This window comes from Natrinema altunense (assembly GCF_000731985.1).
GTDB lineage: Archaea > Halobacteriota > Halobacteria > Halobacteriales > Natrialbaceae > Natrinema > Natrinema altunense.
This window is the reverse complement of the sequence record NZ_JNCS01000001.1, coordinates 235,981-249,027: the sequence shown is the minus strand read 5'-3', so window position 1 is coordinate 249,027 and position 13,047 is coordinate 235,981. Positions and strand designations below refer to the sequence as shown.

Sequence of the window (13,047 nt, the reverse complement as noted above, 5' to 3'; positions counted from 1 at the left end):
AACTCGACGGGGGTATCGACTATCGGCGTGCCCTTAGACCTTTCACCGTCCGCGGACTGGGCTCAACACCACGGACAGGACCGGACGACGCCGTCACTGCCCGGGTACCCGCGACTCGAGCTGGCTGCTCCCATCCGTCGGGCTCGAGTGTCGCCTCTAGGTGGTGCTGGTCGAGTACGGCAACTGTTCACCATCGGTAGAATTTTGAGATTCTAGGACACCCGTTAGCACGATGCATGAGCCAGACTTCGACGTGGTGGGGCGGACCGCGATCGTCACCGGTGCGAGTCAGGGAATCGGCCGAGCCATCGCGGAAACGCTCGCAGCGAGCGGCGCGAACGTGGCGATCTGCTCCCGGTCGATGGACCGCGTGGGACCGGTCGCCGAGGGAATCAACGAGGCCGCGGACGCTGGCGAGGCCATCGCCGTCGAGTGTAACGTCCGCGAGCGCGACCAGGTCCAGGCTCTCGTCGACGACACCGTCGACGAGTTCGGCGACGTCGACATCCTGGTGAACAACGCCGGTGGCGAGTTCGTCGCGCCGTTCGAGGACATCTCGGCCAACGGCTGGAAGACCATCGTCGACCTCAACCTCAACAGCACCGTCCACTGTACGCAACTCGCCGGCGAGGTCATGCGCGAGGGGTCGGGCGGCGTCATCATCAACCTCTCGAGCGTAAACGGCCAGCACGCCGCGCCCGGCGAGAGCCACTACGGCGCGTCGAAGGCCGCGATCATCAGCCTGACCGAGACCCTCGCCACGGAGTGGGCCGAGCACGGCATCCGCGTCAACTGCATCGCACCCGGCCTGATCCAGACGCCCGGCGTCGCCGACACGCTCGGCATCGACAGCGAGGCCATGCCGCCCCGCGAAGAGGCCGATCGCCGCATCGGCTACGGCGAGGAGATCGCCGATGTCGTCCAGTTTCTCGCCAGCCCGGCCGCCTCCTTCGTGACCGGCGAGACGGTGACGGTGAAAGGCGTTCCCCGCGCCGGCAACTCGATGTCACAGGACCTCGGTCTCGAGGACTGACGACCGGACGGGACTGCCCAGGACGTAAGACCTAACCACACGCCGTCTGTACCTGTAGCCGACACAGCAGGCGCGTCGGGGTGATCCCCGTGCCGACGCCGACCCATCATGAGTGACGAGCACACCCCCCCGCAGGACGCGACCGAGATCCACGAATTAGACGAAGACACCGTCGCCCGCATCGCCGCCGGTGAGGTCGTCGAGCGGCCCGCAAGCGCGGTGAAGGAACTCGTCGAGAACAGCTTAGACGCCGACGCCTCGAGCGTCGACGTCACCGTCGAGGAGGGCGGCACCGAACTGATCCGGGTCGTCGACGACGGCCACGGGATGAGCGAGGCCGCCCTCCGGACGGCCGTCCGCGAGCACACGACCAGCAAGATCGACGGACTCGAGGACTTGGAGTCCGGCGTCGCCACGCTCGGCTTCCGCGGCGAGGCGTTGCACACGATCGGCTCGGTGTCGCGCATGACCGTTCGCTCGCGGCCCCGCGGCGGGAACGGCGCGGGGACGGAACTCGTCTACGAGGGCGGCGACGTGACCAGCGTCGAGCCGACGGGCTGTCCCGAGGGGACGACGGTCGAAATCGAGGACCTGTTTTACAACACGCCGGCCCGCCGGAAGTTCCTCAAGACGACCGCGACGGAGTTTTCCCACGTCAACCGCGTCGTCACGCGGTACGCCCTCGCGAACCCGGACGTGGCGGTCACGCTGACCCACGACGGTCGCGAGGTGTTTTCGACGACGGGCCAGGGCGACCGACAGGCCGCCGTGCTGGCGGTCTACGGTCGCGAAGTCGCCTCGGCCATGATCCCCGTCGAGGCCGACGGTGACGACCTCCCGCCGGGCCCCCTCGAGTCCGTTTCCGGCCTCGTTTCCCACCCCGAAACGAACCGCTCGAGTCGTGACTACCTCGCGACGTACGTCAACGGTCGCGCCGTGACCGCCGACGCCGTCCGCGAGGGGATCATGGGAGCCTACGGCACGCAACTGGGCGGCGACCGCTACCCGTTCGTCACCCTCTTTCTCGCGGTGCCCGGCGACGCGGTCGACGTGAACGTCCACCCGCGCAAGCGGGAGGTCCGCTTCGACGACGACGACGCGGTCCGCCGGCAGGTCGACGCGGCGGTCGAGAGCGCCCTGCTCGAGCACGGTCTCCTTCGATCCCGCGCCCCCCGCGGTCGGTCGGCACCGGGCGAGACGCGAGTCGATCCCGGTAATCGCGGGACCGCGGATACGGCGTCCGGGAATCCCGGCGGTGAATCCGCGACCCTCGAAACCGGTCTCGAGGCGGCGTCGACCGCCACGGAAGCGACCGACAGCGGAACCGAACCGGCAGCCTCGGACGGGGAGGCAGACCCGGACGCCCAGCTACCGTCCGGTGAGTCCGCGACCGCAGGGTCCGGGACCCACTCGAGCGACTCGGACGGTCCCGGCGACGGGCGCTCCGCGGACCCGCACGCTGCCTCGAGTCACACGGACGCCCCATCGACGAACGCGACGGCGGCAAGCGCCGAGCCGGGATCGGAGACGGTCGGCGACGTTGCGGCCGAGCCGAGCGGAACGGGAGATGGTTCAAGTCGGGCCGAGTCGGAGCGAAACGCCGAGTTGACCGGGGATCGAGACCAGAGTCGCGATTCGAGTACCGCGCGCAAGTTCGACGTTGCGACCGACCAGCGGACGCTGACCGGCGAAACCGCGACGGGCGAGGAGACCGCGTTCGACTCGCTGCCCACCCTGCGAGTGCTCGGCCAACTCCGCGACACCTATCTGGTCTGTGAGGCTCCCGACGGCCTCGTCCTGATCGACCAGCACGCCGCCGACGAGCGGGTCAACTACGAACGCCTGCAGGCCGCGTTCGCGGACGACCCGACCGCGCAGGCGCTCGCCGAGCCGGTCGAACTCGAGTTGACCGCGGCCGAGGCGGAGGCGTTCGAACACTACAGCGAGGCGCTCTCGCGGCTGGGCTTCTACGCCGACCGGGTCGACGATCGGACGGTCGCCGTGACGACCGTCCCCGCAGTGCTCGCGGAGACGCTCGAGCCCGAACGGTTGCGGGACGTACTCGCCTCGTTCGTCGACGGCGACCGCGAGGCCGGTGCCGAGACGGTCGACGCGATGGCCGACGAGTTCCTCGGCGATCTGGCCTGCTATCCGTCGCTCACCGGGAACACGTCACTGACGGAGGGGTCGGTCGTCGACCTCTTGGACGCATTAGACGACTGCGAGAATCCCTATTCCTGCCCGCACGGACGACCGGTACTCGTCCGGTTCGACGACCGCGAACTCGAGGAGCGATTCGAACGGGATTACCCCGGTCATCAGGGATGATGGAGCTCAATGAGCGGGGGTGGTGACATCCATCACTCGACGCGGCAGGGGGTAGCGGACTCGAGTTCGGAGTCGCGTTTCGTTCGATGCGAAACCCCGTACAGCGGTATGGGTTCGGGTCCGCGACCGCTGGCTGGGGATCCCCTCCGGTAGCCACCGACATCATCGCACGCCTGATCGCACAACTGCTGTGCGATCGGGATGCGAAGCCGGTTCAGTTGGAACGGGAGGTCCAGTAGCTACCAGAACTTGGGGATATCACACTCACGTGCACAGGCCGCTGCAGCGGTCGCGCCGACACAGACGGCACACGGCGCACAGGTCGGGATCGTCGGAGCCGAGGCACACGGTGTACACACGTTCGCACACGTAATGCCGAACGAGATACAGCCGATCCAACATTCGATGTCATCGTCATCTTGTGTGCTGATTCCCGACGACGAGGAGGGGAGTCCGTAGACCGACTTCAGGCTCTCGTTTTCGTCGATCTCAGCCATCAGCATGAGGGTCTCTCCGTTCTCGAGCGTCGTCGGAACGAACGCCCGGGTGATCCCCGATTCGCGGTCGAAGTTAGCGGCGACCTTGTCGGTCATCACATCGTCGACATCGGCGTTGTCGAGCGCCTGGTCGAACTCGTCGCTCGATTGTAGTATCCGAAGGGCTCTATTAGTGACTTCGTCGCCCAGTTTGACGTCTTCGACGATGATGTCACCGTCACGAGCCGTCGCTCGGACGAACGATTCCGAGTCACGCTGCACTTCGGCGATGTTTTCATTCTCGTTGTAACTAAACGTGGTGCCCTCGGCAGCCGGGATCGCGATCCATCGTTCCGTGTTATTTTTCGGCCCCGAGACGTCGACTCTCTTTGCCTCCGACGGGTTCGGCGGAGTGATACCGGCCGCTTCCAGTGCCGCTTTCGACACCTCGCGTCGCAGGATTTCCGAGGCGGTCTCCGCTGACACCGATTCGTCCCGGGTTCGTGCCTGTACGGAGCCCAGTCCGATGAAACCGACACTGCCTGCTATGCCGATCCCTTTCAGTATGTCTCTCCGCTTGCTGTTGGTGTCTTTATCTCCCATACTGCATGCATTAATGATAGGAGGGAAGAGATATAGATTATAGAGTCATTCAGATATTGAAACTGTACATAATAGTTCCATATATTTCCGATCCGAATCGCCGGGTTTCCCATGCGTATCGCCACTGCTACACTCGTCGATACCCTCATCTCTTTCATGTCCGTTCGAGAGATAGACGGCTCGAGTGCCGGCGGCCAGTTCCTGCGGACCGCGCTCGGCTTGGCGGTCCTCGAGAACGAGCCGGTTCGTATCGAGAACGTCCGCGGCGACCGTTCGACGCCCGGGCTCCGCCACCAGCATCTGGCGGTCCTCGAGACGATGGTCGAACTCTGCGACGCCGACGTCTCGGGCGACGAACTCGGCTCGGAGACGATCGAGTTCGATCCGGGACTCGCGTCCGCCGGTCGGCCGGGAACCGGCCGACTCGAGGGCGGCAGCTACGCCGTCGACATCGGGACTGCCGGCAGCACAACGTTGCTGTGCAACGCCCTCCTGCCGCTGGCGACGATCCTCGAGTCCCCGCTGTCGGTGACGGCCACCGGCGGGACCGACGTGGCGTGGTCGCCGCCGCTGGACTACCTCCGGACCGTCACACTCCCGTTGCTCCGCCGGTTCGGTCTCGAGGCGACCTGCGAAGTCGATCGTCGTGGGTTCTATCCCGACGGCGGTGGCGAGGTCACGCTTCGGCTCGCCCCCTCGCGCCTCGAGCGGATCAACCTCGCCGGGCGGGGAGCGCTTCAGGGGCTCCGACTCTACTCGACCGAATCGGCGTCGCTGGCCGATCGCGACGTGGCGCATCGGCAGGCCGAGGGGGCACTCGAGCGACTGGACGGGGTGCCGGGGCTCGGGGTGACGGAGCGCCACGAGACGACCGTGACGAGCCCGTCGCCCGGCTCTGCCTTGGTCCTCCGAGTCGACCACGGAACCGGCATCGCCGGCTTCTCCGCCCTCGGCGAGCGCGGGAAACCAGCCGAGCGCGTCGGCGAAGCCGCGGCGGACGCCGCCCACCGGTTCCTCGAGGGGGCGGCACCGGTCGACCGACACATGGCCGACCAGTTGCTCGTCTTTCTCGCGCTCGCGGGCGGTCGGATTCGCGTACCCGTGGTGACGGAGCACGTCGCGACGAGGTGTGACCTCCTCGCGTCCTTCGGCGCGGGGATCGACCGCGAGCGCGACGGTGGGACGGTCGTCCTCTCATCCGAGGGCTGTAAGTAGTCCCCGCTTGGCGTGCGGTTCCGATCCCGGACAGCGATGTCGATCGGGCGTCGGAGACGGACGGGTTCGCGAGGAATCGGGAGACGGTACCTACCGACACCATTTATACCACAGTCACACACTTATTGAGATATGAGCGACGCGAACCGTCGTAGTTCCGACGCGGTACAGGGGTGGCCCCGATGAGTGATATCGTCACCTTCGGCGAGACGATGCTCCGACTGTCGCCGCCGGGCGACGAACGACTCGAGAACGCGGACGAGTTCGAGGTTCGCGCCGCCGGGGCCGAGAGCAACGTCGCCATCGCGGCGAGTCGGCTGGGCGTCTCGGCGACCTGGCTGTCGAAAGTACCCGAGACGGCGCTCGGACGGCGCGTCGTCGGCGAACTCCGTGGTCACGGGATCGAGACCGACGTCGTCTGGAGCCACCGCGGCCGGCAAGGGACGTACTACCTCGAGCACGCGGGCAAACCCCGCGGGACGAACGTGATCTACGACCGGGAGAACACCGCCGTCTCGACGGCGGAGGCTCGCGAGTTCGATCTCGATCGGATCCGGGACGCGCAGGTCTTCTTTACGACCGGGATCACGCCCGCGCTCTCCTCGACGCTGCGAGACACGACGCTCAACCTGCTCAAAGCGGCTCGGAAAGGCGGGACGACGACCGCCTTCGACTTCAACTACCGGCGCAAGCTCTGGTCACCCGACGAGGCCAAGGAAACGCTGACGCGGCTGTTCCCGGGGATCGACGTCCTCGTCATCGCCGCCCGCGACGCGCGAACGGTTCTCGGGTTCGAGGGCGACCCGCGACAGTTGGCACACAAGCTCGGCTCGCAGTACGATTTCACGACCGTCGTCGTCACCCGCGGCTCCGAGGGGGCGGTCGGCTGGCACGACAGCGTCGTCCACGACCACGACGCCTACGACACCGAGACCGTGGATCCGATCGGCACCGGCGACGCCTTCGCCGGCGCGTTCATCGCCCGTCGTCTCAACGGCGACGACGTGCCGACCGCCCTCGAGTACGCCGCGGCGACCGCGTCGCTCAAGCGGACGATCCCCGGCGACGTCGCGCTCGTCACCGCCGAGGAGGTCGAAACCGTCGTCAAAAACCAGGGCGAGGACATTTCGCGGTAGGTCGTCCGGGCCGTGCGACGGCGAGGACAGCACCTCCGGGTTCGGTATCCGTGCCGATTGCTCTCCTGATCGGCGTCGCCGCTCGAGGCGGCGGCGAACGCGTCCGTCGGGCTCGAATTCATCGCACAACGACCGTAACGGATCGCGTGGGGTCGGGCCCCGCTTTTTACCGACCGCCGTGCTACGCTCGGTCGTGAGTCGAGACGTCCGCCCGGCGACGGTCGACGACGTCTGGGCCGTCCATCGAGTCGCACGCGAGAGTTGGCACGCCGCCTACGACGACGTTCTCGGTCCCGAAACGGTCGCCGACGTCGTCGACGAGTGGTACGCGATCGGCGACCTCGAGTCGTCGATCGCGACGGCGACGGACCGCGACGACGCCGCGTTTCTCGTTGCGACGGACTCGCCGGCCGTCAGTCCCGTCTCGGAGCCCGACTACTACGGGTTCGCACACGCCGTCCCCTGGCCGGAGAACGCGTCGGTCGCGTTTCTCGCTCGCCTCTACGTCCGGCCCGCCAACTGGAGCGAGGGGATCGGAACCGCGTTGCTCGAGGCCCTCGAGCGGGCGTTCGCAACGGAGTTCGATCGCCTCCGGTTAGCCGTCCTCGCGGCCAACGATATCGGCATCTCGTTCTACGAATCCCGGGGATTCGAACGCGTCACGACCCGACAATCCGATCTGGCGGCGGGGCTCGAGGAGCACGTCTACGAAAAATCGGTGTCGGTTGAGGAGTAGCCCGCTCGAGCGGGTCTCGCAATTGGACGGACGGTCCCCTGTCTCACTGCCCGCCTGCCAGCGCCTCGCTCACAACGTTTTCTCGGCTTCGCCCGCGACGACGACTTCGATCCCGCGGTAATACAAGTGATGAAGATATATGACTCACAAAAATTTGATCAACTCTATTATTTGGCACTGTCTAGTTGAGTCAGTTTGAGAAGTGAGCAGGTCGTTGAGTTTCTTGTCCAAAGATGCTCGCAGACCTGCTCAGTGAGAGCTACGACGCGGATTTAGAAGAATCTTGGGAGAACGAGCGGACGGCGACGCCCGTCAGGGCATTCGCCGTCCGCCTCCACGAGACTGGTTGTTCTCTTCGAGAGATAACAAAAATTTTATCTGAATTAGGCGTTGAACGCTCACATGGTGCGGTTTGGAATTGGGTGCATCGGCTGGCTGACAGCGGACGCGACCCGCCGACGGCGTCGCCGTCGCGGGTCGCTGTTGACGAAACCGCTGTCAAGATCAACGGCGAATGGTCTTGGCTATATGCTGCAATAGACACCGAGACGAAGCTGATTCTCGATGTCGCGTTGTTTGGTCGGCATGGCACCGATCCGGCAGCTGCGTTTCTGCATCGACTCGACGAGAAATACGACCTCTCCGACACCGTATTTCTCGTCGATCAGTTCGGGTATCGGACTGCCCTTGCTCGATTAGGCTTGAGCGGTCGGGTCAACTACACCGAGCGAAACCGCATCGAAAAGTGGTTTCACACCCTCAAAATGCGGATCGACCGCTTCCACAACTCGTGGGTGGGCAGTCGGTCGAGCGCACGCGAATGGTTTGAACAATTCATGCACTACTACAACCGTCAGAGACCGCATCAAGCTCTCGACGGAAAGACGCCGATCGAGGAGGTGCAGAACTAGACAGTGCCGGTAGCCAAATTTTATAGCCGCAGATGCAATTAACACAGATATGAGATCTGAAGAGAAAATAGCCACCGATGGTGGTACGTCCCCTGGTATCGACCAAGAAGAACTCTATACTACCGTCTATTCCGCAACCAAAGATGCGATGCTAGCGACGGTTGCGACAGGTGTGTACCTGGGGCTTGCAGCGTTCTTCGTCTTCGGTGGTCTCGACCTCGCGCTTTCTAACTCGGGGACACCCAGTCTCGTCTGGGGGATAAGCGTAAGTGTGGTTGGATTTATCATCGCTGCGGAGGCCACGGGCGTCACATCCCTGTTGAGCCGCTTTCGGTGACGAACGGACCCATCTTAGCACGTCCGTGACGATACGTGGCACCCGGGAAAATAATTTGCCAGCAAATTTGCCGCGCGCAAAGGGCATCGCATGACAACCAACTGAATCACACGTTGACGTACCGCTCCCCGGTACATCGCACAGTACCGAACACGACCGCTCACAAAAGAAGTTCTGACAACGAAAGCTGGTCAGATCGTCTTGTCCGCTTCCGCGGAATCCACGACTTCGATCCCGCGGTTGTTGACCGCCATCGGATCGAGGCCGACCTCCTGGAGGAAGTCCTTGTACTCGCGCTCACATTGCTCGGCGTCCTTTTGCTTGTCACTGGCGCGGTCGCAGAGTTCGATCAGGTTCTCGGGGACGTCGTTCTGGTAGACGATCCAGTGGTTGATCAGATCGCTGAGTCGGCGGATGGGGCTCGTGAAGTGGCCGTAGATCTCGAAGTTCAGCGCGTGGTGGCCGCCGAACGGGTCGTTCATGTACCGCGCCCGGGGCATCACTTTCATCACCGCCCACTGGATCTTGTCCAGTTGGCGGCCCGGCGCTTCCTCGAGCGTCGCGTTGACGGCTTTTCGGGGGTCGTCCCAGGTACTGCCGGGGATCGAAACCCCGTCGAGATCCTGGATCTCGCGCAGCGCCTCGGACCACTCGTCGGGGCTGGGCTGGGGATGGACGCGATACATGGCCTCGACGCCGCGGTTCCACATGAGTTCGTGCGTGACGGCCTTGTTGGCCTTTAGCATGCACTCCTCGATGATGGTGTGGGCCCGGTCGCGACTCGGGTTCAGGACGAGCGACCCGTCCTCCTTGCGCTGTTCGTGCATCTGCTCGGCGAGGTCGTAGACCAGTTTGTTCTCCTCGTGGAGGGGCGCATCCGGGTCTTCGAGACGGCTTTCGGCCTCCGCATAGGTGAGTCGCTCGTCGGACTGAATGACCGACTTGTAGATCTCGATGTTCTCGTAGCTCAAGTTCTCCTTGTCGAGGTGCATCTCGACGGTGTGGGCGAGCCGGTCCTCGTTGGCGACCAGCGAACAGACCGTCTCGGCGAGCACCGGCGGCAGCATGTGGACCGTGTAGCCGGGGAGATAGACCGTGTTGCCCCGTTCGACGGCTTCGTCCCACATCGCCGTCTCCGGATTGACGTAGTGGGTCACGTCGGCGATGTGGACCCAGAGGACGTACTCGTCGTCGCGTTCCTCGATCGAGAGCGCGTCGTCGAAGTCCTGGGCATCGATCGGGTCCGTCGTCCAGGTCGTCAGCTCGCGTAGATCCTTCCGCTCGTCGATCTCGTCGCTTATCTCGGCCGTCACACCCTCCGTTCGGGCTTCGGCCTCCTCTAAGACCTCGGGCGGGAACTCGTCGCGGAGTTCGAACTTCTCGAACAGTTCCTCGCGCTTGTTCTCGAGATGGCGCGCGAGATCCTCCGAGACCTCGACGGGACCCTGGCCTTCCACCGTTCCGGCGTCGGCCTGTGCGTCGTCACTCATGACGAGGGCTACGCGCGTAAGAGTGAAAGTCGTGTCGGGATGCGAATCCGCCCGCCCACATGCGCCCGGCCCGCCGAGGCCGCGGTTCGATGGCCTTTCGATCGGAACGTATATTTTATATCCAACAGATAGGCGGAGTAAATGCCGGCGATAGCCCTCCGAAACGTTACCAAGCGCTTTGGCGACGTTCACGCCCTCCGCGGTATCGATCTGACCGTCGAGTCCGGCGAAGTGTTCGGCTTCCTGGGACCGAACGGTGCCGGCAAGTCGACGACGATCGACATCCTGCTTCACTATACGCATCCCTCGAGCGGCTCGGTCGACGTACTCGGTCACGACGTCACCGAAGCCCCGGTCGCCGTCCGGGAACGGGTCGGCATCCTCCCCGAGGGCTTCGCACCGTTCGAGACGATGACGGGTCGCCAGCACCTCGCGTACGCGATCGAATCGGCCGACGCCGACGACGAGCCCGAGGCCCTGCTCGAGCGGGTCGGTCTCGCCGACGCCGCCGACCGGTCGGCCGCGGCGTACTCGACGGGGATGACACAGCGTCTCGCGCTCGCGATGGCGCTGGTCGGGTCGCCCGACGTGTTGATCTTGGACGAACCATCGACCGGGCTCGACCCCCACGGCGTCCGGCGCATGCGCAAAATCGTCCGTGCGGAACGCGACCGTGGTGCCACCGTCTTCTTCTCGAGTCACATTCTGGCACAGGTCGAGGCGGTCGCCGATCGCGTCGCCATCCTCCGTGCGGGCGACCTCGTCGCCGTCGACACGATCGACGGGCTCCGCGAGACGGTCGACGCCGGCTCGGAGCTGATCGTCGACCTGACCGGCGAGCCGGCCGCGGTCGCGCCCGTCGTCGCGTCCCTCGATGGGGTATCGACGGTCGACGAACGCGACGACGCCCTCGTCGTCGGCTGTACCGCCGACGCGAAACTCCGGGTGCTCGACGAGATCCGGGCCGCCGGGGCGACGATCCGCGACTTCTCGACCGGTGAGACGTCGCTCGAGGAACTCTTCGTCTCCTACACGGAGGGGGCGACATGAACTGGCAGTTGATCGCTCGGAAGGAGATCGGCGACGCGATCCGAAACCGGCAGTTGTACGCGCTCGCCGCGACCTTCGCGCTCGTCTTTGCCGTCCTCGCCGAACTCCACGTCAGGCAGGTCGACCGGGGATACGCCGGTTCCGGCGACCTCGTCGACCAGTTTGCGCTGCCCGGCATGCTCCTCGTGCCGGTGTCCGGACTGCTGCTCGCCTCGAGCGCGATCGTCAGGCGGCGTTCGAACGGGCAACTGACGCTTTTGCTCGGACTGCCACACGACCGACGCGATATCGTCTTCGGGACGTACGTCGGTCGATACGCGATCTTCCTCGCGTCCCTGCTCGCGGGCGTCTTCGCCGGCGTTGCCGTCGTCTTCGGGACCGGACACGGGGTTCCGACGATCGCCGTCCTCGCGTACCTCCTCGCCAGCGCCGGCCTGGGGCTCGCGTACCTCGCCATCGCGATCGGTATCTCGGCGACGGTCCGCACCCAGACGTGGGCGACGTTCGCCGTCTTCGGCGCGTTGCTCCTCCTCCTGTTCGTCTGGCGGTTCGTGCCCGAAGCGCTCGCCTACGCCGCCGCCGGGTTCGAGGAACCGACGACGCGACCGTGGTGGACGGCATACGTCGGCGCGCTCTCCCCGAGTCTGGCCTACGAACGGCTGCTTGAACCCATCCTCGGGTCGGCAGCCGATCGCACCCTGGTCTGGTTCAGCGCCGCCGTCCTGCTGGCGTGGGGTGTGGTCGCGCCCGTCGTCGGCTACCGGCGGTTCGTCGCGACCGACCTCTAGGGATTACCGCTCTCGCTCCTCGAGCGTGCCGTACCGCTCCTCGACCGTCGCGAGATAGCGCGTCAGAAAGGCGGCCCGGTCTCGCTCGCCGGCCTCGAGGTCGACCAGTAGCGCCTCGAGTTCGTCGCGAGGGTGATGACAGAGGTCACCGTGACAGGACTTACAGAGGTGTTCGAAGGTTTTGCCGTCGCGATCCCAGCGGTCACCGTGCTTATCGTACTCACGGGCCTCGTCGCGGGGGCGCTCGGCCCCACAGGCGAGACAGGTGACCGTCTCCGTCCGACTCTTGGAGGGCCACATGCGTGAGCCGACGGCGTGCGGATACTTATCGATTATCACGCGACACCCCCGTGCTGGCCGCCGGGGGTCCCGATTCGCGGCCGGCGACCGGTCCCCGGAACGCGCCTTTTAACTCCGGACCGCGCGTTGCTCCGGACATGCAAGTCAAGTCCCGACATCACCTCCGTAGCGATGCGGTGTCAGATCTCGAGGACGTTCTCGAGGAGCAACTCGGCGTCTCGCCCGAGGGCGACGCCTACGAGCGCGTCGAGTTCGAGGACACCGACTGGGAGGTCGTCCTCATCGACGGCGAGCCACAGGTCGCAGCGTTCGGCGACGACCTCTTTCTGACGGTTCGCGGGGCGAACGCCTACGAGCCCGAGAAGCGGCTCGTTACCGTCGACGCGGGAGCCGTCTCGTTCGTCAGCGACGGGGCCGACGTGATGCGGCCGGGGATCACCGAGGCGACCGAAGACATCTCGCCGGACGATCTGGTCGTTATCGCCGAGGAGTCCCACGGAAAGGTGCTTGCCGTCGGCCGCGCTCGCGTCGACGGCGTGGAGATGGCCGGCGACGAGGGGAAGGTCGTCGACTCGCTGCACCACGTCGGCGACGAACTCTACGAGTTCACCGGGTAAGCTCCGCCGCGGTAGCGGATCGAATAA

The 13,047-nt window shown here is 65.3% G+C and carries 13 protein-coding genes; 10 read left to right on the top strand and 3 right to left on the bottom strand.

The window, feature by feature from the left end:
* The first annotated feature begins 232 nt into the window (after window positions 1-232).
* Complete coding sequence (locus ALTAJ2_RS01340; RefSeq protein WP_049900034.1) at window positions 233-1,033, top strand: SDR family NAD(P)-dependent oxidoreductase; 801 nt, start codon at window positions 233-235, stop codon at window positions 1,031-1,033.
* Window positions 1,034-1,141: 108 nt separating this feature from the next.
* Window positions 1,142-3,361 carry a DNA mismatch repair endonuclease MutL gene (gene mutL, locus ALTAJ2_RS01335; RefSeq protein WP_007108670.1) on the top strand — a complete coding sequence of 740 codons (2,220 nt, stop codon included), beginning with the start codon at window positions 1,142-1,144 and terminating at the stop codon, window positions 3,359-3,361.
* Between the two features lie 239 nt (window positions 3,362-3,600).
* On the opposite strand, the gene ALTAJ2_RS19880 is transcribed toward mutL, so the two are convergent.
* A complete protein-coding gene (locus ALTAJ2_RS19880) occupies window positions 3,601-4,440 on the bottom strand; it encodes a hypothetical protein (protein ID WP_239647680.1) in 840 nt (279 codons plus the stop codon).
* A gap of 111 nt (window positions 4,441-4,551) precedes the next feature.
* Here ALTAJ2_RS19880 and rtcA point away from each other — a divergent pair, with 111 nt between their 5' ends.
* From rtcA to ALTAJ2_RS01305, 5 genes are all read left to right on the top strand, one after another.
* Window positions 4,552-5,655, top strand: coding sequence for an RNA 3'-terminal phosphate cyclase (gene rtcA / locus ALTAJ2_RS01325; protein ID WP_007108672.1), 1,104 nt, complete (start codon window positions 4,552-4,554; stop codon window positions 5,653-5,655).
* Window positions 5,656-5,837: 182 nt separating this feature from the next.
* Window positions 5,838-6,791 carry a bifunctional 2-dehydro-3-deoxygluconokinase/2-dehydro-3-deoxygalactonokinase gene (kdgK1, locus tag ALTAJ2_RS01320; RefSeq protein ID WP_007108673.1) on the top strand — a complete coding sequence of 318 codons (954 nt, stop codon included), beginning with the start codon at window positions 5,838-5,840 and terminating at the stop codon, window positions 6,789-6,791.
* 193 nt (window positions 6,792-6,984) lie between these two features.
* Window positions 6,985-7,527 carry a GNAT family N-acetyltransferase gene (locus tag ALTAJ2_RS01315; protein WP_007108674.1) on the top strand — a complete coding sequence of 181 codons (543 nt, stop codon included), beginning with the start codon at window positions 6,985-6,987 and terminating at the stop codon, window positions 7,525-7,527.
* A gap of 233 nt (window positions 7,528-7,760) precedes the next feature.
* Window positions 7,761-8,438 (top strand): IS6 family transposase, encoded by a 678-nt coding sequence (locus ALTAJ2_RS01310; protein ID WP_007108675.1) that lies wholly within the window; start codon window positions 7,761-7,763, stop codon window positions 8,436-8,438.
* 49 nt (window positions 8,439-8,487) lie between these two features.
* Window positions 8,488-8,775 (top strand): hypothetical protein, encoded by a 288-nt coding sequence (locus ALTAJ2_RS01305; protein WP_049900039.1) that lies wholly within the window; start codon window positions 8,488-8,490, stop codon window positions 8,773-8,775.
* Between the two features lie 191 nt (window positions 8,776-8,966).
* On the opposite strand, the gene ALTAJ2_RS01300 is transcribed toward ALTAJ2_RS01305, so the two are convergent.
* A complete protein-coding gene (locus ALTAJ2_RS01300; RefSeq protein WP_007108677.1) occupies window positions 8,967-10,265 on the bottom strand; it encodes an RNB domain-containing ribonuclease in 1,299 nt (432 codons plus the stop codon).
* A gap of 141 nt (window positions 10,266-10,406) precedes the next feature.
* Between ALTAJ2_RS01300 and ALTAJ2_RS01295 the strand changes: the two genes are divergently transcribed.
* On the top strand, window positions 10,407-11,315 hold the full coding sequence (locus tag ALTAJ2_RS01295; protein WP_007108678.1) for an ABC transporter ATP-binding protein: 909 nt from the start codon (window positions 10,407-10,409) through the stop codon (window positions 11,313-11,315).
* Entirely contained in the window at window positions 11,312-12,103 is a 792-nt protein-coding gene (locus ALTAJ2_RS01290; RefSeq protein ID WP_007108679.1) for an ABC transporter permease subunit, read from the top strand. The genes ALTAJ2_RS01295 and ALTAJ2_RS01290 overlap by 4 nt, the downstream gene beginning before the upstream one ends.
* A 3-nt stretch (window positions 12,104-12,106) precedes the next feature.
* Here ALTAJ2_RS01290 and ALTAJ2_RS01285 read toward each other — a convergent pair whose 3' ends face one another.
* Window positions 12,107-12,403 (bottom strand): DUF7562 family protein, encoded by a 297-nt coding sequence (locus ALTAJ2_RS01285; RefSeq protein WP_007108680.1) that lies wholly within the window; start codon window positions 12,401-12,403, stop codon window positions 12,107-12,109.
* Between the two features lie 137 nt (window positions 12,404-12,540).
* Here ALTAJ2_RS01285 and ALTAJ2_RS01280 point away from each other — a divergent pair, with 137 nt between their 5' ends.
* Window positions 12,541-13,020, top strand: coding sequence for an RNA-binding protein (locus ALTAJ2_RS01280; RefSeq protein ID WP_007108681.1), 480 nt, complete (start codon window positions 12,541-12,543; stop codon window positions 13,018-13,020).
* The last annotated feature ends 27 nt before the right edge of the window (window positions 13,021-13,047 follow it).

Bases quoted from the DNA above. Each gene is read 5' to 3' on its own strand.
- ALTAJ2_RS01295 (WP_007108678.1), top strand. From the start codon at position 10,407: ATGCCGGCGATAGCCCTCCGAAACGTTACCAAGCGCTTTGGCGACGTT.
- ALTAJ2_RS01300 (WP_007108677.1), bottom strand. From the start codon at position 10,265: ATGAGTGACGACGCACAGGCCGACGCCGGAACGGTGGAAGGCCAGGGT.
- ALTAJ2_RS01285 (WP_007108680.1), bottom strand. From the start codon at position 12,403: ATGTGGCCCTCCAAGAGTCGGACGGAGACGGTCACCTGTCTCGCCTGT.
- ALTAJ2_RS01290 (WP_007108679.1), top strand. From the start codon at position 11,312: ATGAACTGGCAGTTGATCGCTCGGAAGGAGATCGGCGACGCGATCCGA.
- ALTAJ2_RS01280 (WP_007108681.1), top strand. From the start codon at position 12,541: ATGCAAGTCAAGTCCCGACATCACCTCCGTAGCGATGCGGTGTCAGAT.
- mutL (WP_007108670.1), top strand. From the start codon at position 1,142: ATGAGTGACGAGCACACCCCCCCGCAGGACGCGACCGAGATCCACGAA.
- rtcA (WP_007108672.1), top strand. From the start codon at position 4,552: ATGCGTATCGCCACTGCTACACTCGTCGATACCCTCATCTCTTTCATG.
- ALTAJ2_RS01305 (WP_049900039.1), top strand. From the start codon at position 8,488: ATGAGATCTGAAGAGAAAATAGCCACCGATGGTGGTACGTCCCCTGGT.
- ALTAJ2_RS19880 (WP_239647680.1), bottom strand. From the start codon at position 4,440: ATGGGAGATAAAGACACCAACAGCAAGCGGAGAGACATACTGAAAGGG.
- ALTAJ2_RS01340 (WP_049900034.1), top strand. From the start codon at position 233: ATGCATGAGCCAGACTTCGACGTGGTGGGGCGGACCGCGATCGTCACC.
- ALTAJ2_RS01310 (WP_007108675.1), top strand. From the start codon at position 7,761: ATGCTCGCAGACCTGCTCAGTGAGAGCTACGACGCGGATTTAGAAGAA.
- kdgK1 (WP_007108673.1), top strand. From the start codon at position 5,838: ATGAGTGATATCGTCACCTTCGGCGAGACGATGCTCCGACTGTCGCCG.